20 protein-coding genes and 1 pseudogene are annotated in these 21,658 nt (G+C 59.7%); 10 read left to right on the top strand and 11 right to left on the bottom strand.

What is annotated here, in order from left to right; all coding sequences use genetic code 11:
- The first annotated feature begins 149 nt into the window (after positions 1 to 149).
- The gene (locus tag AC244_RS14440) at positions 150 to 980 is read left to right on the top strand and encodes an alpha/beta fold hydrolase (protein ID WP_053249511.1); all 831 of its coding nucleotides are present in this window, start codon (positions 150 to 152) and stop codon (positions 978 to 980) included.
- Positions 981 to 1,082: 102 nt separating this feature from the next.
- The gene (locus tag AC244_RS14435; RefSeq protein ID WP_053249510.1) at positions 1,083 to 2,288 is read left to right on the top strand and encodes an NAD(P)/FAD-dependent oxidoreductase; all 1,206 of its coding nucleotides are present in this window, start codon (positions 1,083 to 1,085) and stop codon (positions 2,286 to 2,288) included.
- Between the two features lie 419 nt (positions 2,289 to 2,707).
- Here the strand turns inward: AC244_RS14435 and AC244_RS14430 are convergent, their stop codons facing one another.
- From AC244_RS14430 to AC244_RS14415, 4 genes are all read right to left on the bottom strand, one after another.
- Positions 2,708 to 3,703, bottom strand: coding sequence for a mechanosensitive ion channel family protein (locus AC244_RS14430; RefSeq protein WP_053249509.1), 996 nt, complete (start codon positions 3,701 to 3,703; stop codon positions 2,708 to 2,710).
- A gap of 71 nt (positions 3,704 to 3,774) precedes the next feature.
- Positions 3,775 to 4,200, bottom strand: coding sequence for a cupin domain-containing protein (locus AC244_RS14425; RefSeq protein WP_053249508.1), 426 nt, complete (start codon positions 4,198 to 4,200; stop codon positions 3,775 to 3,777).
- A 62-nt stretch (positions 4,201 to 4,262) separates the two neighbouring features.
- Positions 4,263 to 5,015: an SDR family oxidoreductase gene (locus tag AC244_RS14420; protein WP_053249507.1), complete on the bottom strand. Its 753-nt coding sequence runs from the start codon at positions 5,013 to 5,015 to the stop codon at positions 4,263 to 4,265.
- A 149-nt stretch (positions 5,016 to 5,164) separates the two neighbouring features.
- Positions 5,165 to 6,118 carry an MBL fold metallo-hydrolase gene (locus AC244_RS14415; RefSeq protein WP_053249506.1) on the bottom strand — a complete coding sequence of 318 codons (954 nt, stop codon included), beginning with the start codon at positions 6,116 to 6,118 and terminating at the stop codon, positions 5,165 to 5,167.
- Positions 6,119 to 6,179: 61 nt separating this feature from the next.
- On the opposite strand from AC244_RS14415, the gene AC244_RS37155 reads away from it, so the two are divergent.
- The 5 genes and pseudogenes from AC244_RS37155 to AC244_RS14395 all read left to right on the top strand — a co-directional run bounded on the left by AC244_RS37155 (position 6,180) and on the right by AC244_RS14395 (position 12,072).
- Positions 6,180 to 6,545, top strand: a complete 366-nt coding sequence (locus AC244_RS37155; protein ID WP_161807868.1) for a hypothetical protein — start codon at positions 6,180 to 6,182, stop codon at positions 6,543 to 6,545.
- A 209-nt stretch (positions 6,546 to 6,754) separates the two neighbouring features.
- Positions 6,755 to 10,444 (top strand): MASE1 domain-containing protein, encoded by a 3,690-nt coding sequence (locus AC244_RS14410; protein WP_053249505.1) that lies wholly within the window; start codon positions 6,755 to 6,757, stop codon positions 10,442 to 10,444.
- Positions 10,441 to 10,989: pseudogene (locus AC244_RS14405) on the top strand (response regulator transcription factor). Before AC244_RS14410 ends, AC244_RS14405 begins: the two are co-directional and overlap by 4 nt.
- Before the next feature lie 2 nt (positions 10,990 to 10,991).
- Positions 10,992 to 11,369 carry a response regulator gene (locus AC244_RS14400; protein ID WP_053249504.1) on the top strand — a complete coding sequence of 126 codons (378 nt, stop codon included), beginning with the start codon at positions 10,992 to 10,994 and terminating at the stop codon, positions 11,367 to 11,369.
- 1 nt (position 11,370) lies between these two features.
- The gene (locus AC244_RS14395) at positions 11,371 to 12,072 is read left to right on the top strand and encodes a response regulator transcription factor (RefSeq protein ID WP_053249503.1); all 702 of its coding nucleotides are present in this window, start codon (positions 11,371 to 11,373) and stop codon (positions 12,070 to 12,072) included.
- 20 nt (positions 12,073 to 12,092) lie between these two features.
- Here AC244_RS14395 and AC244_RS14390 read toward each other — a convergent pair whose 3' ends face one another.
- The gene (locus AC244_RS14390) at positions 12,093 to 13,025 is read right to left on the bottom strand and encodes a LysR family transcriptional regulator (protein WP_053249502.1); all 933 of its coding nucleotides are present in this window, start codon (positions 13,023 to 13,025) and stop codon (positions 12,093 to 12,095) included.
- 58 nt (positions 13,026 to 13,083) lie between these two features.
- Here AC244_RS14390 and AC244_RS14385 point away from each other — a divergent pair, with 58 nt between their 5' ends.
- The gene (locus AC244_RS14385) at positions 13,084 to 13,833 is read left to right on the top strand and encodes an SDR family NAD(P)-dependent oxidoreductase (protein ID WP_053249501.1); all 750 of its coding nucleotides are present in this window, start codon (positions 13,084 to 13,086) and stop codon (positions 13,831 to 13,833) included.
- A 418-nt stretch (positions 13,834 to 14,251) separates the two neighbouring features.
- On the opposite strand, the gene AC244_RS14380 is transcribed toward AC244_RS14385, so the two are convergent.
- The 6 genes from AC244_RS14380 to AC244_RS14355 all read right to left on the bottom strand — a co-directional run bounded on the left by AC244_RS14380 (position 14,252) and on the right by AC244_RS14355 (position 18,661).
- Positions 14,252 to 15,022 carry a DUF4405 domain-containing protein gene (locus AC244_RS14380; RefSeq protein ID WP_063934106.1) on the bottom strand — a complete coding sequence of 257 codons (771 nt, stop codon included), beginning with the start codon at positions 15,020 to 15,022 and terminating at the stop codon, positions 14,252 to 14,254.
- Entirely contained in the window at positions 15,019 to 15,492 is a 474-nt protein-coding gene (locus AC244_RS14375; RefSeq protein ID WP_053249500.1) for a cytochrome P460 family protein, read from the bottom strand. Before AC244_RS14375 ends, AC244_RS14380 begins: the two co-directional genes overlap by 4 nt.
- A 23-nt stretch (positions 15,493 to 15,515) precedes the next feature.
- Positions 15,516 to 15,995, bottom strand: a complete 480-nt coding sequence (locus AC244_RS14370; protein WP_053249499.1) for a cupin domain-containing protein — start codon at positions 15,993 to 15,995, stop codon at positions 15,516 to 15,518.
- 4 nt (positions 15,996 to 15,999) lie between these two features.
- On the bottom strand, positions 16,000 to 16,413 hold the full coding sequence (locus tag AC244_RS14365; protein WP_053249498.1) for a carboxymuconolactone decarboxylase family protein: 414 nt from the start codon (positions 16,411 to 16,413) through the stop codon (positions 16,000 to 16,002).
- Entirely contained in the window at positions 16,410 to 17,486 is a 1,077-nt protein-coding gene (locus tag AC244_RS14360) for an alpha/beta hydrolase (protein WP_053249497.1), read from the bottom strand. Before AC244_RS14360 ends, AC244_RS14365 begins: the two co-directional genes overlap by 4 nt.
- Positions 17,487 to 17,575: 89 nt before the next feature.
- Positions 17,576 to 18,661, bottom strand: a complete 1,086-nt coding sequence (locus AC244_RS14355) for an alpha/beta hydrolase (RefSeq protein ID WP_161807867.1) — start codon at positions 18,659 to 18,661, stop codon at positions 17,576 to 17,578.
- 318 nt (positions 18,662 to 18,979) lie between these two features.
- Between AC244_RS14355 and AC244_RS14350 the strand changes: the two genes are divergently transcribed.
- Complete coding sequence (locus tag AC244_RS14350; protein WP_234716938.1) at positions 18,980 to 20,290, top strand: adenylate/guanylate cyclase domain-containing protein; 1,311 nt, start codon at positions 18,980 to 18,982, stop codon at positions 20,288 to 20,290.
- A 240-nt stretch (positions 20,291 to 20,530) separates the two neighbouring features.
- Positions 20,531 to 21,424 carry a LysR family transcriptional regulator gene (locus AC244_RS14345; RefSeq protein WP_053249495.1) on the top strand — a complete coding sequence of 298 codons (894 nt, stop codon included), beginning with the start codon at positions 20,531 to 20,533 and terminating at the stop codon, positions 21,422 to 21,424.
- Positions 21,425 to 21,658: the final 234 nt, after the last annotated feature.

Raw genomic sequence — 21,658 nt, 5'->3', positions numbered from 1 at the left:
TGCGGAGACAAAGGACGGTCTGGGACAACGACTACGGGTCAGTCGCAACGCGGCGACCCGTGGCGGCTTGCATACCCGATTTTAGCAACTGTCCATCCGATTCGATGACGGGCGGCGCAGAAACAAATATTCTACAAAGGATCAACACAATGACCTCCATTACAACCAGCGACGGCGTTCAACTTTTTTACAAGGACTGGGGACCGAAGTCCGCGCAACCGATCGTCTTTCACCACGGCTGGCCACTCAGCTCCGACGATTGGGATAATCAAATGCTCTTCTTCCTCGGCAACGGCTTTCGCGTGATCGCTCATGATCGCCGCGGTCATGGCCGATCGAGCCAGGTGAGCGACGGTCACGACATGGATCACTACGCCTCCGACGTTGCCGCACTGATCGACTACCTCGATCTTCGCAACGCGATCCATGTCGGCCACTCTACCGGCGGCGGTGAAGCCGCACGGTATGTCGCGCGCTACGGCAAGGGCCGCGTTGCCAAACTGATCCTGATTGCGGCCGTGCCGCCGTTGATGCTGAAGACCGCAGCCAATCCCGGCGGTTTGCCGCTCGAGGCATTCGACGGATTGCGCAGCCAGCTGGCCGCCAACCGTTCGCAGTTCTATCGCGATTTTCCGAGTGGCCCCTTCTACGGCTACAACCGCCCGGGTGCCGAGCCTTCGCAGGCGGTCATCTCAAATTGGTGGCGTCAGGGCATGATGGGTGGCGCGAAAGCGCATTACGAAGGCATCAAGGCATTCTCGGAGACGGATTTCACCGAGGACCTGAAGAGCATCACCGTGCCGACGCTGGTGTTGCATGGCGATGACGACCAGATCGTCCCGATCGGCGCCTCCGCTCCGTTGTCGGCGAAGCTCCTAAAGGCCGGCACGCTGAAAATCTACGAGAAACTGCCGCATGGGTTGTGCACGACCCATGCAGATGTCGTCAATGCCGACATGCTGGCCTTCGTCACCGCCTAAGCAACGTCGCTTCACCAATCCGCGCGCCATCGATTACCGCCCATTGGGAGCGGCAACGGTGACGCGCGACCCTTTGAAACGACAGACCACGGAGTGAATAACATGAGACTTGTGATTGTAGGCGCCGGTTTCGCCGGCATGTACGCCGCACTTTCCGCAGCCCGTCTGCGCGATATCGAAGGCGTTTCGCCCGAAGAGCTCGAAATCACGCTGGTATCCCCGGAACCGACACTCGTCATCCGCCCCCGGCTTTACGAGCCCAAGCCCGAGACCCTGACGGCACCTCTGCAGGATGTATTTGACGCCGTCGATGTCGCCTACGTGCAGGGCAGCGTCGAAGCGATCGACACGAAAGCCTGCACCGTAGACTTCGTCAATTCCAAGAGCGAACGAAAGTCCCTTCAGTATCATCGCCTTGTGCTCGCCACCGGCAGCCGGCTGTTCCGCCCGAATATTCCCGGCCTTGCCGAATACGCCTTCAGCGTCGATAACCTCGATGACGCCATTGCCCTCGATCGCCACCTGCACGAGCTTGCGAAGATGCCGGCCTCGGCGGCGCGCGACACCATCGTTGTTGCCGGCGCCGGTTTCACAGGTATCGAGGCTGCGACCGAGATGCCTTCGCGGCTGCGGATCCTCTTCGACAAAACTGCCAATCCGCGTGTCATTATCATCGATCGCAGCAGCGCGGTCGCCCCCGACATGGGCGAAGCTCCTCGCCCGATCATCGAGGAGGCGCTGCGCAAGCTCGGCGTGGAAACGCGGCTCAATGCTGGCGTTTCATCGTTGGATGAATCCGGCGTTACGCTGAGTACCGGCGAGCATATCGAAACCATGACCGTGATCTGGGCGGCAGGCATGCGGGCCAATCCGCTGACCACCAAAATTCCCGGCGAGCGTGACAAGTTCGACCGGCTGCTGGTCGACGGCTGCCTGCGCGTGCCGTCCGTGCCCGGTGTCTTCGCCACCGGGGATGCGGCGCGCGCCGCTTGCGACGACTGCGGCAACTACGCACTGATGTCGTGCCAGCACGCCACACGCATGGGCGCCTTCGCGGGCAACAATGCCGCCGCGGAACTGTTGGGCGTGCAAGCACGGCAATATCATCAGGAAGCTTATGTCACCTGCCTTGACCTCGGCGATGCCGGAGCCCTCTTTACCCGAGGCTGGGATCGTAAGGTGGAGATGGTCGGCGAGAAAGCGAAGGCGACCAAGCAGGAAATCAACACCGTCTGGATCTATCCGCCGCAGCCCGAGCGCGCCGCTGCGCTGGCTTCCGCCGATCCGGAGCGTGTGACGGACCTCTGATCGCATCACAACACGAGCTGCGCTCTGTGCAAGAGCGCAGCTCGCCATATTCCGGCCTGCTCGCGGAGCACCCCGTCAACTCATCGATCGTTTCTTCTGTCGGTCGCGACATGGGGCCTGGTGCCTGAGCCTGCCTTGAAACGGTCCCAGACCTTCAGCATCGGGCCCCCCCTTTTGACTGCGCGTACCACTGGCATGCCGATGAGCGCGAATGACTGTGGCATACACGCACAACCATTCGAAATCGCATCCTGGCTGGGCTGTCGAAGAGATCCTGCAGCATTGCCCCTTTCAACCCAGTCAATAGAGGCGCCGCTTGACAGTGCGGCAATCGCCAAATCGCTCTGGCAGGTCGCCCCAGTGCCCACCGGAACAGGCCATCCAGACCTAGACCGGCCGGGATGCGTGCGTGTCGTTACTCACGGCAAGTATTGGTTGTCGATCGGTGCCGGCACGAAAGCAAGGCTTTCAGCAGGGATGGCCAGCGAAAGCCCGCCTGCTCTGCATTGGTCATGAAGCAGGTCGACGATCTCATTCTTGGCAGGCGTTCGAATGGCGACGCTGTCGACGCGGAACTGCAGCTCGACTTCGATGGCGATCGCATCGATTGCTTTCAGGGCAACGACCGGCGGCGGATTCTTGTTGATTAGGACGCTGGATTGCAGCACAGACCACATGACTTCCTCGACAAGGCGTGGCCTTTGCGTGGCAGCGATGCGCACACGCAACGCGATCTGGTGGGTCTCGTCAGGGCGGCTGAGATTTGTCACGCCCTGCTTTGCCAAGATGCTGTTCGGTAGTACGACGACGTTGTGCGTAACGGTCAGCAGGTTGGTGGAGCGCCAGTTGGTTTCGATGACGCGCCCCTCGGTTCCGTCGGTCAACTGAACCCAGTCGCCTATTGCATAGGCCCTGCCGAGTGTCAGCGCGATGCCGGAAAAGACATCGCCGAGTGTATTTTGTAACGCAAGGCCGAAGATAACGGCTATGACGCCAGAGGTCGTAACCAAGGTGCCGACCGGCATGCCGAAGACGAAACCGATGACGGAAAGCGCCACGCCGAGATAGATGACGGCAATGGCCATATCCTGGATGAGATGTGCCTCACGTGGCTTGCGGTTCAACCTGACGTAGATCTGGATGAAGCCGATGACCGTCCAGGCGAGATGGGTCCACCACAGGATTCTGGCCGATTTTGAAAGCAGCGCGCCAAAACCCTGCATGTAGATACCGTCGGGCCGATGCGGAGCGATACCCCCCAGGTAGAGCACGAGGCTCATGTTGGTGAAGAACAGAATCTGGACGATCAGACGGCCCGTCGGACGGGTGCTGCCCTGGATGTGCCACACGACGATGCCGGCAATTCCCAGAAGGTTGACCAGAACAAGCGGCACGAAATTGTCATCACCAAACATGGCAGGAATCACCGATTATGGTTGCGTCAAAAAGCGGCCGGGCACCAGCACTGCGGGCCCGGCCTGATAGCCTATTCCTTGATCGGGAAGGTCAGTTCCTGCTCAGCGGTATCGACCACGAAGACAGCGAGCAGCTTTGCCGGCTTGGTCTTGCTGGCGTTTTCGCTGACACCGTGGCGATCGCCCGGCAATTCCGAAAAGCTTTCACCGGCGCTATAGACAGTGACGGGACCGTCGTTGACCTGACTGCGGATCGCGCCTTCGAGAACGGTCGCGTAAATGAAGGAGGACGCTGGATGTGTATGGCCCTCCGAGAAACCGCCCGGAGCATATTCGACGAGAACGCCCTTCATGCTCTTGCCGGGAACGTTCGGCAGTTCATGCTCATAGACCAGTGTAACCTTCGCGCCCTCACCGCCACCCGGCGTATCATGTGCAAGAGCCGAACCTGATAGGAGAGCCGTCAACGCAACGGCAAAATGCAATGACTTGATCATGTCTATCGTCCTTTCGTGACTGAGGCACCGGGCTGCCTATTAGACGGCCCATACGCCGATCGTTATTTTCTGGGCGTTGTCGCAAACCAATCATCGAAACCGATGCGGCCGATGCGAGGGTGATTGTCGGAGACGAGTGAACCGTCTTCCAGTTTGGTCCCGAAATACCGGGCATCCGGATCTGCGATAACGGTGCGGGAATCTCCGATCGCCTTGAGGTAGCGCGCCGCGAAATCGCAGAGTCGCGCGCGCTCGGGGCCGCAGATTTCGATGATGCCGTTAGCCGGCGCGGCAAGGGCCGCCTCCGTCACGAAATCGGCGACGTCGTCGGACGCGATCGGCTGTAGGGAACCCGTCGACAAGCGGGCCGTGTCGCCGACCGTGCCCTCTTGCGCGATGCCGCCGAGAAATTCCATGAACTGTGTGGAACGCACGATCGTATAGGGAATGCCGGCTGCCCGGATGATCTTTTCCTGGGCAACCTTGGCCCGAAGATAGCCGCTATCCGGCAACCGATCTGTGCCGACGATGGAGAGCGCGACGTGGTGTTTCACGCCGGCCTCGATTTCCGCTGCCATCAGGTTCTTGCCTGCCGTCTGAAAGAATTCGAGCACGGCCTTATCCTCGAAGGAGGGCGAGTTCGCCAGGTCGATCACTACCTCGGTATTCTTCAGTGCTTCCGCCAAGCCCTCGCCGGTGAGGGTATTGACGCCGGTTTTCGGGGCAGCGGCAATGACCTCATGCCCTTTCTTGCGCAGGCGCTCTGCAGTCTTTGAACCGATCAGGCCGGTTCCGCCGATAATCACGATTTTCATAAGACGCTCCATTTGCTGCGCGCCCAATGCGGTGCGCGTGGTTCAATAAGTGGATAGGTGAAGACCTGGTTGAAGCTCGGGCTTGAAGGCCGAGCTGGACACGGCCTTCAAGGGTGCACGTTCTGGTTCGGCCTTAATTCAACAAGCGGTCAATAGTCCCAGAAGACCGGTACCCAGCGAAAGGCGTCGCCGTCGACCGCAACATGGCCAACCGAAGGAAACGGCATATGCGTTGCCACCAGCAGTTCGCCGGTCGCTGCCAGCTCCTGTAAAAGCCGGACCCGAACGCGAGCCGCCTCCTCGGGGTCGTGTTCGAAACCGTTGTGCCAGTCGGGGTGGTCGAACCCGACCGCGAACACGGCGTCGCCGGCAAACATCAGCCGGTCGTTGCCCGAGGCTACGCGGACCACGCTGTGCCCGGGGGTGTGGCCGCCGGTACGGGAGACGACCACGCCCGGCGCCACCTCATGCTCATCCTCGAACAGCCGCAGCTGGCTCTGATAATCTTTGGCAAACCGCTTGGCGGCCGCCCGAAGCGCGTCCGGGAAGCCCGCCGGCATGGAGACGTGGGAGAAATCAGGCGACTCCCAGAATTTGACCTCGGCAGCGGCAACGTGGATCCGCAGGTCCGGATTCAGCTGTTCCTTCACCCCGTCAACGAGCAGCCCGCCAACGTGGTCCATGTGCATGTGGGTCAGTACCACGTCGGTCACGGATGCAAGGTCGATGCCGGCGGCCGCCAGCCGCTTCATCAACTGCCCAGCACGTGGCAAGTTCAAGTCCGGGTCGAGTCCCAGCCCGGCGTCGATGAGTATGGTCTGCTCGCCGCTACGGACTACGACGACGTTCAGCGCCCAGTCGAACGCGTCCTGCGGCAGAAACATGTCGCCCAGCCAGGCGGCACGGGCGGCCGGGTCGGCGTTGTGGCCCAACATCGCGGTTGGGAGCGGTAGCACCCCGTCGCTGATCACCAGGACTTCAATCTCGCCGATCCGCACCGCGTAGCGCGACGGGACCAACTCTTCGGGTGCCGGTCTGGCGGGATGTGAGACGTTGTCCAGTTTCATGCTTGCCTCCTGAGTGTTGTTGATCATCTGGTTCATCTTTGAAGACTCCTCTGTTCTATGTCCTGGGTGGACGCTTCCTGCGTGGGAAGCGGAGTGAATGCTGGTGAAGTCTTTAGCGATCGGCGACACACTCAATGCTGGCGTGTCCTCTCATGATCTATCGAAACCGATCTGCGGCTGCGCCAGAACGATTGCTGCCGCTGTAGAGCAATTGCTGCTGAAGCATGCGCATGCGGCAATCGCCCGGGGTTTCGCCGGTCAGTGGAATGCGGCCGCAAGAGAAACGTCCGGCAATGATCCTCAAGGACATCCTGATCTTCGGGATCGTCCTTTACGTAGTTCTCGGCCGCTTCACGGGCATTCGATATCGAGTAGGAACACCGTCATGAACACCATCGCTCCATCTGAGATAGCAACGAGACATCACTCGTCTGGCAAGCTGCTGCTGCGGCCTTTCCAATAGCCTTCGCGATCAACATATCGGGGCCATTGATTGAGGCTCGGCGCCCTTTCCCAAGGAGACGGTACGGTGCCAAAACATGGATTTCCGCAAGTTGCGGCGGCGCGGTGGCCAGACTAGGGTGCGACGCGGGACCGCCAGCGCCAATATCGAGATTAAATCGCTCGAAACGCTGGCGGTCTCAGGTTTCATTTGTTTTGTCGGAGCAACCGATGATGCCCGTCTGGCCGTATCGTCCCCACCCTCGGCATCTGGGTCTTTTTATCGTAGCCTACGTTCTGGGTTGCGGTTTCGCTCAGGCTCTAGCAATCGTTCCCGGAACCGGTATCTCCTTTTGGGCTCCGAGCGGGCTTTTCATTGCCACGCTCGTTCTTGTTCCGAGGAAGACCTGGCCGTGGTGGGTGCTAGCGGGATGTTTCGCCGAGCTGCTCAGCAATGTCCTGTGGTTCCACAGCCCGTTCCCTGCCGCCTTGCTGATATATGTCGGCAATGCGCTTGAGGCAGTGGTCGGTGCCTCGCTGGTCAACTGGACCTTGAAGCGATCGATCCGATTGGAAACCATTCAGGAGGTTCTCGCTTTCGTCGTGCTGTGTGCCGGAGTTGCGCCGGTAGTAAGCGCGACCGTGGGAAGTGCGACACTCGCCTGGTTCGGCATATTTTCGCAAACCTTCACCGGCGCCTGGCCGCTCTGGTGGATCGGAGACGCCACCGGCGCTTTGATCGTTGCACCGCTGGCATTTATTGTGATCCAGAACTGGCGCGACAAAGCTGAATTCTCGGCTGCCCGATTGGCTGAAGCCTGCGTCCTTGGGCTGATCTTCCTCGGCGTCGCCGCCCTTTCGCTCAGCGGCTACCTACCCTTTGCTTACATCATCATGCCGCCGCTGCTTTGGGTTGCAGTGCGCTTCGAGCTCAAGGGGGCTGTCGTCATCCTGGTCCTCCTCACGCTGATCACGGCGATATTCACGATATCCGGCACCAGTCCGTTTGTCGGCGATCCCGAGACCCAGCGCCACAGGCAGATCATGCTACAGCTTTTTCTGGCGATTTCGGCATTTTCAGCGCTTATCGTCGCCGCCATATCCCGCCAGCATCAGCTGGCATTGTCGAACCTGCACCAAAGCGTGGCCACCTTGCGGGAGAGAGAGCGGGAGCTCTCTCAGATCGTGAACATGGTCCCGGTTCATATCAGGCGGTTGACCCCCGAAGGCGAGCCGACCTTCTTCAACAAGCGCCTTATCGACTTTTTCGGGCTTGACCTGCAACAGTTGGACAAGCCGAATGAAAGCCGACTGGTGACGGCCGTACGGAACCTCGTCCATCCCGACGATGCGGACAGCTTGCTGCAAGCGGTTCGCCAGTCCTTGGCCACGAGCGAACCCTATTCCATGAAATATCGCATGCGCCGTGCGGACGGCGTCTATCGGTGGGTCGATGGCCGTGCGGAACCTCTGCGGGATGAAAGCGGAGCCATCCTGCAATGGTTTGCAATCTCCATCGACATCGATGATGAGGTCCGAGCGCAAGAGGCGCTCAGGCAAAGCGAGCGTCGCTATCGCGAACTCTTCCACTATATGCCGATCGGGCTTACCCAGGTAGACGCAGGCAAGCTTATACCGATGTTTAAGGAATTGCGGGCACAGGGCGTCACCAGTCTCGAAACCTACATTGACGGGCATCCCGAATTCCTCAGTCGCGCGCTGGAAGCCCTGGAAGTCGAAGAGGTCAACCAGCATGTCGTCAACATGTTTGGCGCAAAGAGCGCGGAAGAAATGGGCGGGCCGATCACTCGCTACTGGCAGCCGGGCCTTGCCACCATCCGCCGCTCCATCGAAGCACGCTATCGCGGCGAAGAGGTCTTCCAGGAGGAGACCAGGGTGGCGCGGATGGACGGCAGCGTCATGGACGTCGTTTTCGCCACCGCCCGCCCCGGCGCCATTGCCGACAAGAGCCTGGTCGGCTTTATCGATATCACGGAGCGGAAAAAGGCCGAGGAGGCATTGCGCACACGGGAGCGGGAATTCTCGCAGCTCGTGAACATGGTTCCCAGCTATCTCTGGCGGCTGACGCCCGACGGCGTACCAGACTTTTTTAACCAGCGACTGATTGATTTTCTGGGCCTGAACGCCGGCAGCGTGAATGTTGAAGGCGTTCATCCTCTGGCTGCTGTCATTGGGGCTGTCGTACATCCGGGCGACGCAACACGCATGAGCGAGGCGCTGTTTCACAGCGTTGCGACCGGCGAACGATTCTCCATGAAATATCGACTGCGACGCGCGGATGGCGTCTATCGCTGGGTGGAAGGCAGCGCTGAGCCGATGCGCGATGACGACGGACGCATCCTTCAGTGGTACGGCCTCTCGCACGACATCGACGACCTTATGCAGGCTGAAGAAGCGCTGCGGAACAGCAAGCAGCAGCTGGAGCAGATGATCGAGGCCGTGCCCTTCAGCATCCTAAGCTTCGCGCCATCGGGCGAGATGACCTATGTCAGTAAGCGATATCAGGACCAGGCTGGTGCGCCGACGGCGCAGATCAAGGATTTCGATGCGCTGGCCCGGGAAGTGGCTCACCCCGACGACTTTCCAACAATGTTTGCGCGGGCAAAAAAAGGCTTTGCGACTGGCCAGCCCTTCGTCAACCGGTTTCGCCGGTGCCTGAAAGACGGCGGCTATCGCTGGATCGAGGCGCGCGCTCAGCCGCTGCGGGGCGCGGACGGCGCAATCGTACAGTGGTACTTTGCTTCAATCGACATCGAAGAGGAGATGCGCGCACAGGAGGCATTGCGCGAGAGGGAACGCTTTCTCTGGCAACTGGTGGAAACACTGCCGGCCATGATCGATTGCGCTGCGCCAAACGGCGAGCCGGTCTATCGAAGCCAGCAACTCCGCGATTTCCTCGGTTATGAGCTTGAAGAATTAGACGGCGGGGAGAAATCACGGCTGGATGCAACGCTCGACGCCGGCGTCCATCCTGATGACCTTGCCGGCGTCAAGGAGCAATATGCGCTTTCGTTGGCAAGCGGCGAACCTTATCTCAGGAAACATCGTCTGCGGCGCTTCGATGGCGAATATCGCTGGATCGAGACGCGCGCCGCGCCGATGCGCAACGAGGACGGCGCCATCGTACAATGGAATGTCATCTGCCTGGATGTCGACCGCGAGGTTCGGATGCAGGAAGAATTGCGACTGGCGCAGGAGCGGCTTGCGCGCGCCGGCCAGGCGGCGAGCCTTGCCGAGCTCTCGGCTTCCATCGCGCATGAGGTGAACCAGCCCCTGGCGGCGATCGTCGCCAATTCGCATGCATGCTACCGCTGGCTTTCGGCAGATCCTGTCAATATCGAACGCGCCAAGATCACGACCGAACGTGTCATCCGCGACGCCAATTCAGCGGCGGAAGTCGTCAGCCGGGTTCGAGCCCTCTTCAAGCAATCGGTGGAGAACAGAGGCATTCTGGTTCTCTCAGACGTCATCTCGGAAGCGTGCAGCCTGGTCGCCGGAGAGGCCTTGCGCCGTCGTATCCGGATCGACATCGACGTGGAAAGCAACCTTTCGCCGGTTACGGTCGACCGCATCCAGGTACAGCAGGTCCTCGTCAATCTCATTCGCAATGGCATGGAGGCAATGGATTCCATCGAAGGAGAAAAAGCCCTCGATGTGCGCACGCATCGAGTGGGCGACGAGGTGCAGACTGAAATAGGCGACTATGGAAACGGGATCGCGTTTCCCGACCGCATCTTCGAGCCCTTTTTCACGACGAAGGAAAATGGAATGGGCATGGGTCTCGCCATTTGTCGCTCGATCGTCGAAGCACATGGCGGACGTTTATGGGCCGAAAAAAATGAACCGCGCGGCGCACGGTTCATTTTCACCTTACCAATTGTAACGAAAGCGGCGACATGACGACGGATAACTATGTTGTTTTCATTGTCGACGACGACGGGGGCATCACGGAGGCGCTTGGCGAACTCCCGGAGACCTATGGCATGCGCACCGTCGCCTTCGGGTCGGCGGGCGAGTATGTGACTGCCGAGAAGTCGGATGTCCCCGCTCGTCTGAGCCTTGATGTCGAGTTGCCCAATATCAATGGAGCAGATCGCCGAGGGAGATCATCCGCCAATCGCTTTCTTCACCGGAGATCGCGACATCCCTCTTCGGTGCGTGCCATGAAGGACCGGAAAAAGCGATCCGAACGGGCTGAACTGAGCGAGTTGAGACAACGATATCTTGAACTCACGCCAGGGAAGCGCGAGGTGCTGCCGCTCGTGGTCAGCTGCCTCCTAAACAAGCAGGCGGCGTCGGAACTGTCGATCAGCGAAGTCACGCTGCAAATCCACCGGAGGAATGTGATGCAAAAAACGCCGGCGGCATCGCTCGCCGATCTCGTGCGTATAGCTGAGCGATTGGGAATACCCATCACCCACTCCCGCCGAGCAGGAGGATACTAAGCATGGAGAAAACAAGACCGATGGTCGCGGTTGTCGACGACGATCCGAGGCTGCTTGAGTCGCTGGAAGAGCTTCTGGAATCCGCCGGATATGCGGCCTGCTGCTTCGGTTCGGCGAGCGGCCTCCTCGACCACGAACTTTCGGGCCTGGACCTGCTCATCACCGACATCGGCATTCCCGGCATGAATGGCTTCGAACTTCGTGACCGGGTGAAGAAGGCGCGTCCGGAGTTGCCGGTATTCCTGGTTACAGGCCGCCACGAAATCGCAGATCAGGGCCGCGCCCAGGGCATTAACGGCTTTTTCCGCAAGCCCTTCGATGCCCCTGCCCTGCTCATCGCCATAAGCGAGGCCTTGCAAAAATCGAGAGATGGAGGGTGACATGAGAATTAATCAGTCGGCCGGAAAATCAGCCCTCCTGTTACCACAGGACAAGAATAATGCAGCCGAACCCATTGTCATTGTCGTCGATGACGATGCAGCTGTGCGCGAGGGTTTGTCGGAGTTGATCCTCTCAGCTGGCTTCCAGCCCGTCAGTTTCGCCTCGACCCAGGAAGTGCTCAACGCCGTTGACATATTGGATAGCCCGGGCTGCCTGATCCTGGACGTGCATATGCCAGGAGCAAGCGGGCTCCACCTGCAACACCGTCTGGCCGAGAGTGGCATTGCCAAACCCATCATTTTCCTGACCGGTCATGGCAACATCCCGATGACGGTTCAAGCGATGAAGGCGGGCGCCGTGGATTTCCTCACCAAGCCGGTGTCGGACCAGACGCTGCTCGATGCGGTGATAGCCGCTATCGCGTTGGATGGGGCCCGGCGCGCGGAAGCGATCATCGTCAAGCGCAATCTTGAACGTTTAGGGACGCTGACGCATCGCGAGCGTGAAATCCTGCGCGAGGTGGTGACGCGCGGACGCCTCAACAAACAGATCGCCTTCGACCTCGGCATCAGCGAAGTCACGGTCAAGCTGCACCGTGCCAATGTCATGCGCAAGATGGAGGTCCGTTCCATCGGCGAGCTGATCAGGGCATGGGAGACCTTGCCCCCGACGATGCGCGAGAGCGGAGGACCTGGAATCTGACCAACCCCAACATCAGTTGCTCAGATGGCTTCGAGGGCTTTTGCCTCGCGGGCGATGAAATCGCAGACCAGTTTTACGCGCAACGGCACCGTGCGTCCAAAGGCGTGCAAGGCATTAAAGGGAGCGCTGGGGAACGCGAACCCCGTCGCGAGTGTAACAAGCGTGCCGCCTTCCAGGTCTTTCGCGACCAGACATCGCAGAAGATAGGCCGCTCCCAGCCCACTGAGCGCAGCCTGAATGAGTGCGGCTCCTGAGTCGCAATCGACGCGCCCGGAGGGAATGAAACTCGTCCCATCCGGCAGACGCAGAGGCTGCGTGACGCCACCCAGTACATAGCGGGCGAAGGGCAGAGCCGCCAGCGCTTCGGCAGTTGCAGGATTGCCCCAGGTTTTCAGAAAGGTCGGAGACCCGACGATCGTCATTGGCAGGTTGGCCAGGTGACGAACCATGAGGTCCGCCGGAGCGGGATTTCCGACGCGCAGCGCAACGTCGTAGTCCTCCCTGATCAGATCGACAAACCGATCCGTCAGTCCGACTTCGAGATGCAGGTTCGGATAGTCGGCTGCAAAGCTTCCGAAGAGGCGCGGCAGCAGTAGAGGCGCCATTTCGTTAGGCATGCTGATGCGCAAGCGGCCCGAGGGCGCAACGTCGGACCTGATCGCCTCTTCACTTGAATCCAGGTCCCGCAACAGCGGCGCAACGCGGTCGAAGAAAAACTGCCCGTCCTGGGTAAGCATCAGGGCGCGTGTGGAGCGCAGGAACAGCCGGGCGCCAATCTTCTTTTCCAGGCGCGCCACGCTTTTCGACACCGCTGACGGTGTCGTCCCCAGATCGCGGGCCGCCGCGCTGAACGATCCGGCCTCTACCGTCCGCACAAAAGCCATCAATCCGGGCATCTCGTTGAGCAGGTTCGGCATTTGCGCCTCCGCGGCACAGATCATGTGCCCGCCCATGATCTAATGACGCAGGGTGGCAGCGTTTATCTAATTTCTCGTTGAAAGGAGATAAACAATGCAACACCTCAAAGACAAGGTCGCCGTCATCACCGGCGGAAATAGCGGGATCGGCAAGGCGACTGCTCGGCTGTTCACGGAAGAAGGAGCGCAGGTCATCATTACCGGGCGGCGACAGGATGTCGTCGACCGCGCGGTGCAAGAAATTGGTCCGTCGGCCATCGGCTTCGTGGGCGATGCCGCCGACCTCGAGGATCATCGCAGGCTGGCGGACACCGTGAAGAGCCGCTTCGGCGGGCTCGACATCTATATGGCCAATGCTGGGGTCATCAATCTCACACCCTCCGCCGAGGTGACTCCGGAAGACTATGACCGGCACTTCGCAATCAATACGCGCGGCGTGTTCTTCGGCGTGCAGACAATCGCCCCTCTGATCCGCGACGGCGGAAGCATCATCGTTACGAGCTCGCTCGCGGCCACGAAGATCCTCCCGGATCATACGGTCTATGCCGGTTCAAAGGCAGCAACCGCCGCCTTTGCGAAAAACTGGGCGCTCGAATTCAAGTCGCGGCGGATCCGCGTCAACATCCTGAGCCCGGGACCGGTCGAGACCGAGATCCTCGCCAAGCTGGGCGTATCGGAGGCCGAGCGGCCGGCGTTCGAGGATTACATGGCTTCCCTGATCCCCGCAGGCCGTCTCGGCCAACCGGAAGAGTTGGCGCGCGCCGCACTCTTCCTCGCCTCCGATGCAGGAAGCTTTGTCAACGGGATCGAGCTTCATGTCGATGGCGGCATGACCCTAGCTTAAAATGCAGCTCATAACTCGAAATCGTAGAAATTCGCCTTCGATTTACGGCCCGCGAACTCCGAAATTTGCTCATGCCGGCCTTGTGGAGCTCGAAAGCTAGTGACCGGTCGTTCCTTCAGCTAAGGCAACGAACCTGGAGGGTGCGGGACAGATCCACACCTTCCCGTTCGTGGTTAGCCCGATAGAGCTGCTATATTGAATGCACACCAAGCCTGAGCAGCGGCTCGACCTTCCAAGCTTTGACAGATCGGTTCACCCACGAAGCCTTGTCAATCGTGGCGAAAACTCACTGAGACAGGGTACCGATTTGGCCTCCAAGGTCCTTTGTAATTGCGTCGGTCGGACCATGAAATATTTATGTCCGCAACAGCCGGCAAGAATGACGCTCTTGAGCGGAAACGAACTGCCGGCCACCACTTTAAGCAATCGGACCACCGGAATCTTTGACGATTCTGAATTGTACTTCACTGGAAGATTTTTGGTCGAGTTGCGTTTTACCGCTAGCGTCGGCCACTGATTGACCGGGTGCGACCCTAAATATAAGCAGCCCGTAGTGGGTAATGACAGCGTAGAGGCCAACGATCGAGCCGTAGTTGACGAAGAACCCAAGACTCGACTCGTTGAAGTCCCACATATCCAGAGAGTACTCTAGAAGCAATTTGGACCCGAACCCCATCTCCAGCGAACTTCTCACGCCCCACGCCGCCACGACGACCGCCACTAATCGCAGGATCGCAGTGCGATAGAGATTTCGATCGGACAGACAGACCAATCCGCGGCCGACGTTCATCACCAACTGCCAGCGCGTCCCGAGGTGGAGGGCGATGATTAGCAGTACCCAGTATCCCGTAAACATATGAATTTCCCTGGCGGCGAAGACACCGTCGCGGGCTATGAAGGGGAAGAGGTCGCGAGATATCAGCAGGCTCGTCACCAGCATGACCGTCATTGCGACGGCCATACCGAAGATCGTTGCGATGTTGACGACGCGAACGACATCCATCTTCCGCCTCGCCACACCTACGTACCAGCGCCGATTGAAGACGTTGTGAACGATCACCAGCGCGAACAGGGCCGTCCCAAAGATCTCATGGGCGAAGTTGTCCAGCCACCAATAGGCCAGGCACGCGACGATCAAGCAGATTGCAATGAAATCAAGGATCAGGCGCACGCGGAAGACACCGTTCATTCGAATTCGAACCGCCGCATGTCGTTGAACGTGTACAGGAAGTCCCTGTCAGCCCGCGAGGTGTGACACCGCTGACAGCGCGCGGTGTTCTCTTCCATGTTGATGGAACCGTCCGGCTTGTACCACTGGAACTGCCAGTCGCCCGTTCGGCGCGCTTCGTCATAGTCGAGGCCCCAGTCTTTGCCCTTCTCCATGACGAAGTAGCGGAAGACGCTTCCGTCACGGTAATCGACGAGCACGACATGTGTGCCGGCGGGGATTGGCTCTCCCCGCTGGACCGCCTCGATGGCCTCCCTGGTCGTCATGATGTGTTCAGTGACCTCGCCACGCTCCACCGTGGTGTAGTGGATCAGCTTGCCGACATCCGGCATCGTCGTGCGGTTCGGTTCCGCGTGGACCTGCATGCCGACGAGAAGGACAGTGCTGGCAACAAGCGCCGCGGCACCAAATGTCTTTGCGATACTGTTCATGAACTACCTCGATTTCGCCTCGATCAATCGACCGATCCGCCGTACTGCTTGTCCGAAACGTGCTCCAGCCACTGCACGGACTTTCCGTCCAACACTTCGGAGATGGCGATGTGCGACATGCCGGCTTCCGGACTTGCCCCGTGCCAATGCTTCACGCCGGGGGGAATCCAAACGGTATCGCCGAGCCCGATTTCTTGAATTTCACCTCCCCAGTGCTGCACCCGTCCTGACCCAGTCGTAACGATCAGGATCTGACCGAGGGGATGGGTGTGCCAGGCGGTTCGCGCCCCGGGTTCGAAGGTCACGAGGCCACCGCCGACACGCGCAGGCGGCGTTGCCTGGAAGCGGGATTCCACCTTAACGGCCCCGGTGAAGTTGTCGGGCGATCCCTTTGTAGGAACCTGCGATCCGGCGCGGGTGACCGAAACGGCCCGGTCGGGTTCGGCGAATGCCGTCGTGGCACTGAGCGCCAGGGCGACTGTGATGGCAGATTTCGTGCGCATGAACCTACTTCTCCGCAAAGACGTCCTTGGCGATTGCGACGGCAGACACCGCGCTCGGCCAACCGGAATAGAAGGCCATGTGGGTAATCGTTTCGACGAGCTCGGCTTCCGTCAGGCCGTTGTCCCGCGCGCGGATGAGATGGGAGCGTAACTGGTCGGGACGGTTGAGGGCGATCAGGGCGCTGACAGTGACGAGGCTGCGGTCCCGCTTCGAAAGCTCGGGACGTTCCCAGATGTCGGCATAGAGAACATCGTCGGTGAGATCGGCCAGCTTGGGTGCGATGCCGCCCATCAGTTGCTGGGTGCGCGATCTGGCCGACTCAAGGTTTGAAGATGGCTGCTCCTGGGCGAAAGCCGGAGAATGAGCTGTGCCTGCAACGACGATTGCCATGGCGATGAAAGACGATTTCAGTTTCATTGAGCCAGCGTCTCCTGCGAAAGGGTGGTCGTGTAGAAGGGTGTCAGCTTGTTCATCGCGGCGTCCACGTACTTAGGTACCCAGTAGGTTTCGATGTGCGTCGCACCTTCGATCTTGAACACTTCCTTGTTCTTGGTGCCGGTAGCCTTCGCGAAGGCATCCTCCGTCATATAAAGGCTGTCGGCCTTGCTCCCGGCGATCATGAGGAGAGGCTGGTCGATCAGCTCTATCTGGTCGGTCGCGTCGAACCGCATCAGGTCCACAAGGCTGCTCGTCGTGTATTTGAAGGTCGAGTTCGGATGCGCGTGCGTCTTCCAGTAATATTCGTAGCCCTGGCGATAGAGGTCGAACGGAAGCGCGGCGATCTGTTCGTCCGTCAGGTTGGCGTCGCCGGAATACAAGACTTCGCCGCCGCCGGCTTCCTGCGCCCGTGCGAGGGACGCTTGCCGCATGCGTGCCTGGATAGTGTCAAGCTGGCTGTCGTTGTAACCGTTGCGACGGACGCGCCCGGAATTGAACATGCTCAGTGTGGCGATCGACTTGAACCGCTTATCGGTCTCTGCAGCGGCCAATGAATAGCCACCGCCTCCGCAGATACCAAGAAGCCCAAGCCGCTCCGCGTCGACCCCGGCATAGCGCGTGATGAAGTCCGCCATGCCGTGGATGTCCTCGATCCGGTTGGCGGGCTTGTCGACGCTGCGGGGCTGACCGCCGCTCGCGCCCTGATAGGCCGCATCCGCCGTGATCGTGATATAACCCTGCTCCGCGAGGCGCTGGGCGTAAAGCCCGGCAACCTGTTCCTTAACGCCGCCATTCGGATGCGCCACCACGATGGCGGGATACGTTTTGGCGGGATCGTAGCCGGCGGGGGTGTAGACGTTCGCCGCGATATCAACGCCGTTCAGCTTGTACTGTACTGGATGGATGTTGACCTTGCCGGGCTCGTTCGCCGTGATCGCTCCAGCGTATGCAAGGGTGAACGGATTCTTCCTATAGTCGTCGGACATTGCCTCGTCGGCAGAGAAGATCATCATCGCGGCCACCATCGTGGCTTTGATCGGGGTGTTTTTCATATCGATACTCCTGGTGGACGGAATATTCCGATGTCGGAACTGCGGTCGCTTTCATCACGGGCAGCGCAATGACGTCGCCTGTCCGGGGTTCAGTCGAGCTTCTTGTCGGCGAGGAATTTCGAGACCTGGTCGGCTATCTCGACGTTGTTCAGGTCCGACATCAGGAAGTGCGTGCCGCCTTTGATTCCGATCTCCGGGAGGTGAACGAGCGTCGCGTCGCCGCCATGCTTGTTGACCGTGTCAACCCAGAGCTTGGCCATCGCCAACCGCACACGCCAGTTGTCCTGGCCGCGCTCGGCTGTCGGCTCAGTTGGGAAGTTGTCACCGTAGTAGATGACGATCGGCAGGCGCGTCAGTTTCTCGAAGTCCGCGGCGGGGACGGCTTCGGCCTTGAGTGTGCCGGCCGCACTGGGCATGTCGGCGGGAACCTCACCGTCCGGGAAGATGAAACCGCTGCCAGGCTCGAGCGCCACGATGCCCTTTATGTTCGGGTTCTTGATCGCCGTCAGCCAGCCAGGTCCCCCTGCCTGGGAATGCGTGAACAGGACACCAGGCCCCGTCTTGTCGAACAGCGCCGACATCGAATCGGAGACGATCCTGGCGTCAAATGGACCCGTATTCGGCGTGACGGAGCGAAGGAATTGCTCGAGCGTTTCGGGATCACGGTCGAACTGCACGTTCTCGAAGTAGTTGGGCCATTTGCCGATACGGAACTGGTCGAAGAACAGTTGGTCGTAGGGCGTCGGCTCGATCGTCGCCGCCGCCGTGCTGTTTCCGGCTCGCCCGCGACGTGGCTGGTCTACGAGATAGACAGGGAATCCTCGACGCAGGAAGATGTTCTGGAAACCTTCACGTCCGTCCGGGGTCGTCTCCCAACTGCGGGCAGACTGGAACGCTCCATGGAGCATGACGATCGGGAGGGGCTTCGGGTTTTGCGGAACCTGGTAGAAGGCGTAGAGATGATCGCCATGAAGCGTCTGGCCTTCCGACGTCGGGGCGTTGTTATTGAACGTGCCAGGCGTGGTTACTGCGCTGCCGCCCGCTGCGAAACTGCCCTGCTCCTGTATGACGAGCGGTTCCGGTTTGGCAACGTCGGAGGCGGATGCCGGAAGCGATGCACCCAGACCAGGCAGAAGTATCAGTACTGACGCCAGCGTTTTGAATTCGTGTCTCATCATGCTCTTCCCGGGATTGCGATGAGAAACGATATCCCGACCGAGCCGGCAGGATTAGCCGTCACAAACCGGATGAGGTTATTAGCTGTCCTAATCAATCACGAATTGTTGATTAGATTATCGACGAGGTTTGGGAGGGCGCATCAACCTCAAAACGCCGCAAATAGTGGTCCGGCGCTGATGACGGCACATTCTTCAAGCAGTTCCGCAGTCGAGGGCCGCCACAAGATCGTCCATTTTTCAAAGTTTGCGCGCTTGCACCGTCGTAGTAATTTCACTGGCTCCGGCGGCCCACATCAAGTGTCGTGGAGATATGTCTTGGAAAACAGCACGCCAACACTGGCCGAGCCGACCAGCCGCGCACTTGCATTCGCTGAGCGGAGGGGATTCAAGCTCGCGGTGTATGGTCGGACCGTGGCAGCGTCGCTGATGGCGGGAGCGGCGCTGTGGGGTTACTACTATCCGAACAATCTCTGGATCGCTGGTCTATTCTTGCTCTTCGCCGCAATTGGCCTCCTGCCGCTGGCGGCAGTCGACACCCGCTACGAGATCGCAGCACGGTTCGCGTTCTTCGCAATGGATGCCCTGTTGATCTCCGCCGTCATATCATTCGCGCCTCTCAGCAGTGGTGACGACGTCCCTCAAAATCTGGTCTTCCTGACAAGCAGGGTTCATTTCTACTACATCGTCATTGTCGCGTCGGTACTGACTCTCTCGCCACGGCTTGTTATCTGGACGGGAGCATGGTCAGTGGCGGGGCTCGTGGCCTCGATTGCCTGGATTATCTTCAACATGGGGGATTTTCTAAGCTACGAGGACCTTCCACTCGCCCCCAACAGGGACGCCTTCTATTCGGTGGTCCTCAGCCCGAGCTTTTTGGGCATGGCTTCGCGACTGCAAGAAGTCCTCATCATCGGCGCGGTCACCGGGATCGCGGCTCTTGCGGTTCACCGTGCACGTCATGTGGTACAGGCCAGGGCCGTCGCGGAAACGGGACGCCGCCGCATGCAGCGCATCTTCGGCAAGTATGTTCCCCCTCACGTTGTCCAGGAACTGGCCAGTAACGAGGGATATCTGCGTCCGCAGATGCGAGACGCCACGTTGCTGTTCGCCGACGTGGAGGAGTTCACCGCCATCGCGGAGAAGCTGCCGCCCGAAGTCCTCATCTCCGTCCTGAACGAACTGTTTTCGGCCACGGCTGCGGTGGTCGCCGGAAATGGCGGATTGGTCGTCAGCTACATGGGTGACGCTTTCGTCGCGTCCTTCAATGCGCCGCTGCCAGTCGACGACCATGCTGAACGGGCGGTCGCGGCCGCGCGCGATATTCTACGGCTTACAGATGAAAGCGAATTCGGGGGACACAGGCTAAGGCTTCGCATAGGCGTGGCCAGTGGACCGGTGGCCGCCGGAACCGTCGGAAGCGACGACAGACTGTCGTACACCCTATATGGAGACACCGTGAATCTCGCACAGAGGCTGGAGTCCCTCAACAAGGAGTATGGCACGAGTTGTCTCTTGAGCGGAGAGACGGCGATTGCGGCGGGCAGCGATTGCGGCCTCAAATACCTGGGCTCCACGAACGTTCGGAACAGGCAAAGACAAGTCGATCTGTATGTATTGACCGATTGATGCCGGCGAGCGCGCGCGGCCCGAAACGGAAAGGCCAAGGTTACCGGTGCGCGATTGCACCGGGCAGGATAAGTTCTGTACTCGATAACAAATGCCAACAAACGTGGAGTGCCATGGCAACTCTGCGCCAAAAGGAGAACCCCCACATCGTATTCTCGGGACACGGTTTGCCATCGCAGAGTTTGCTACTTTACTCCGCTGCCCCTATAATCCGTATGGAGTTAGAAATGGGATTGATAAATGAGAAAAGGCGACTTCAGCGACCTGGCCGTATTTATAGCAGTCGCCGAAGAAGGTAGTTTTACCCGAGCCGCCGCCAAGCTGGGGCTGTCCCAGTCCGCATTGAGCTATGCTGTCCGCACGTTGGAGGAACGCCTCAAAGTACGGCTGCTGTCACGAACGACCCGGAGCCTGTCGCTGACCGATGCCGGAGAAAAATTGCTCAATGGCCTCAGGCCTGCCTTTGACCACATCGACAGCGAACTCGCGGCGCTGACGGCGCTTCACGACAAACCCGCCGGAACGATCCGCATCACCACATTCCGGCATGCGGCGAAAACCGTGCTCTGGCCCGTGCTGTCGAAGCTTCTCCCTGACTATCCCGACATTTCCGTCGAAATCAGTCTGGAGGAAGGACTGACCGATATCGTCGCGGGCCGCTTCGATGCGGGCATCCGCCTGGGTGAGCAAGTCCAGAAAGACATGGTGGCGGTCAAGGTCGGCCCGGATTTGCGCATGGCTGTCGTCGGCTCGCCGTCCTACTTCGCCAGACACAAGGCACCGGAAACACCGCGCGACCTTGGCGACCACCGTTGCGCCAGCTATCGCCAGACCACGGGCGGCGGCCTCTTTGCATGGGAGTTCGAGCGGGACGGTGTCGAGCTTGAGGTCCGGGTTAATGGACCGCTCATTCTCAACGACGGAGAAATGCTGGAAGCGGCCGCCCTCGACGGGCTGGCGTTGGCCTACACGTTCGAAAGCCAGGTGTCCCACCACCTCGCGGAAGGACGGCTGGTGCGCGTACTGGAGGACTGGTGTCAGCCCTTCTCCGGCTATCACCTTTACTATCCGAGCAGACGCCAGCACACCCCGGCCTTCGCACTCCTGCTCGAAGCGCTCCGCTACAAGGGATAGTCGCAGCAGACTAATGCGCTGCCCGTCACAGCGCGGTGGGTCCTCCTACAGAGCACCTCGAACTGCGGAACGGATTTATCTCTGGGGTTTCTAGCTTTATGCAGATTATGCCGTCTAATCGCACGGATCGATCCCAGTTACAGTCCACGTCATGAAAGCTGGACGGAAACGCCGCCGGATTTCTCACACATTCTCTGTTTCTCCGAGGGACACGATCCGCCTGATCGTGCCGAC

Source organism: Ensifer adhaerens, assembly GCF_001270265.1.
Taxonomy (GTDB): domain Bacteria; phylum Pseudomonadota; class Alphaproteobacteria; order Rhizobiales; family Rhizobiaceae; genus Ensifer; species Ensifer adhaerens_B.
This window is presented reverse-complemented; position numbering and strand designations above follow the sequence as displayed.

Bases quoted from the DNA above. Each gene is read 5' to 3' on its own strand.
- AC244_RS14440 (WP_053249511.1), top strand. From the start codon at position 150: ATGACCTCCATTACAACCAGCGACGGCGTTCAACTTTTTTACAAGGAC.
- AC244_RS14435 (WP_053249510.1), top strand. From the start codon at position 1,083: ATGAGACTTGTGATTGTAGGCGCCGGTTTCGCCGGCATGTACGCCGCA.
- AC244_RS14430 (WP_053249509.1), bottom strand. From the start codon at position 3,703: ATGTTTGGTGATGACAATTTCGTGCCGCTTGTTCTGGTCAACCTTCTG.
- AC244_RS14425 (WP_053249508.1), bottom strand. From the start codon at position 4,200: ATGATCAAGTCATTGCATTTTGCCGTTGCGTTGACGGCTCTCCTATCA.
- AC244_RS14420 (WP_053249507.1), bottom strand. From the start codon at position 5,015: ATGAAAATCGTGATTATCGGCGGAACCGGCCTGATCGGTTCAAAGACT.
- AC244_RS14415 (WP_053249506.1), bottom strand. From the start codon at position 6,118: ATGAACCAGATGATCAACAACACTCAGGAGGCAAGCATGAAACTGGAC.
- AC244_RS37155 (WP_161807868.1), top strand. From the start codon at position 6,180: ATGCTGGTGAAGTCTTTAGCGATCGGCGACACACTCAATGCTGGCGTG.
- AC244_RS14410 (WP_053249505.1), top strand. From the start codon at position 6,755: ATGATGCCCGTCTGGCCGTATCGTCCCCACCCTCGGCATCTGGGTCTT.
- AC244_RS14400 (WP_053249504.1), top strand. From the start codon at position 10,992: ATGGAGAAAACAAGACCGATGGTCGCGGTTGTCGACGACGATCCGAGG.
- AC244_RS14395 (WP_053249503.1), top strand. From the start codon at position 11,371: ATGAGAATTAATCAGTCGGCCGGAAAATCAGCCCTCCTGTTACCACAG.
- AC244_RS14390 (WP_053249502.1), bottom strand. From the start codon at position 13,025: ATGGGCGGGCACATGATCTGTGCCGCGGAGGCGCAAATGCCGAACCTG.
- AC244_RS14385 (WP_053249501.1), top strand. From the start codon at position 13,084: ATGCAACACCTCAAAGACAAGGTCGCCGTCATCACCGGCGGAAATAGC.
- AC244_RS14380 (WP_063934106.1), bottom strand. From the start codon at position 15,022: ATGAACGGTGTCTTCCGCGTGCGCCTGATCCTTGATTTCATTGCAATC.
- AC244_RS14375 (WP_053249500.1), bottom strand. From the start codon at position 15,492: ATGAACAGTATCGCAAAGACATTTGGTGCCGCGGCGCTTGTTGCCAGC.
- AC244_RS14370 (WP_053249499.1), bottom strand. From the start codon at position 15,995: ATGCGCACGAAATCTGCCATCACAGTCGCCCTGGCGCTCAGTGCCACG.
- AC244_RS14365 (WP_053249498.1), bottom strand. From the start codon at position 16,413: ATGAAACTGAAATCGTCTTTCATCGCCATGGCAATCGTCGTTGCAGGC.
- AC244_RS14360 (WP_053249497.1), bottom strand. From the start codon at position 17,486: ATGAAAAACACCCCGATCAAAGCCACGATGGTGGCCGCGATGATGATC.
- AC244_RS14355 (WP_161807867.1), bottom strand. From the start codon at position 18,661: ATGAGACACGAATTCAAAACGCTGGCGTCAGTACTGATACTTCTGCCT.
- AC244_RS14345 (WP_053249495.1), top strand. From the start codon at position 20,531: ATGAGAAAAGGCGACTTCAGCGACCTGGCCGTATTTATAGCAGTCGCC.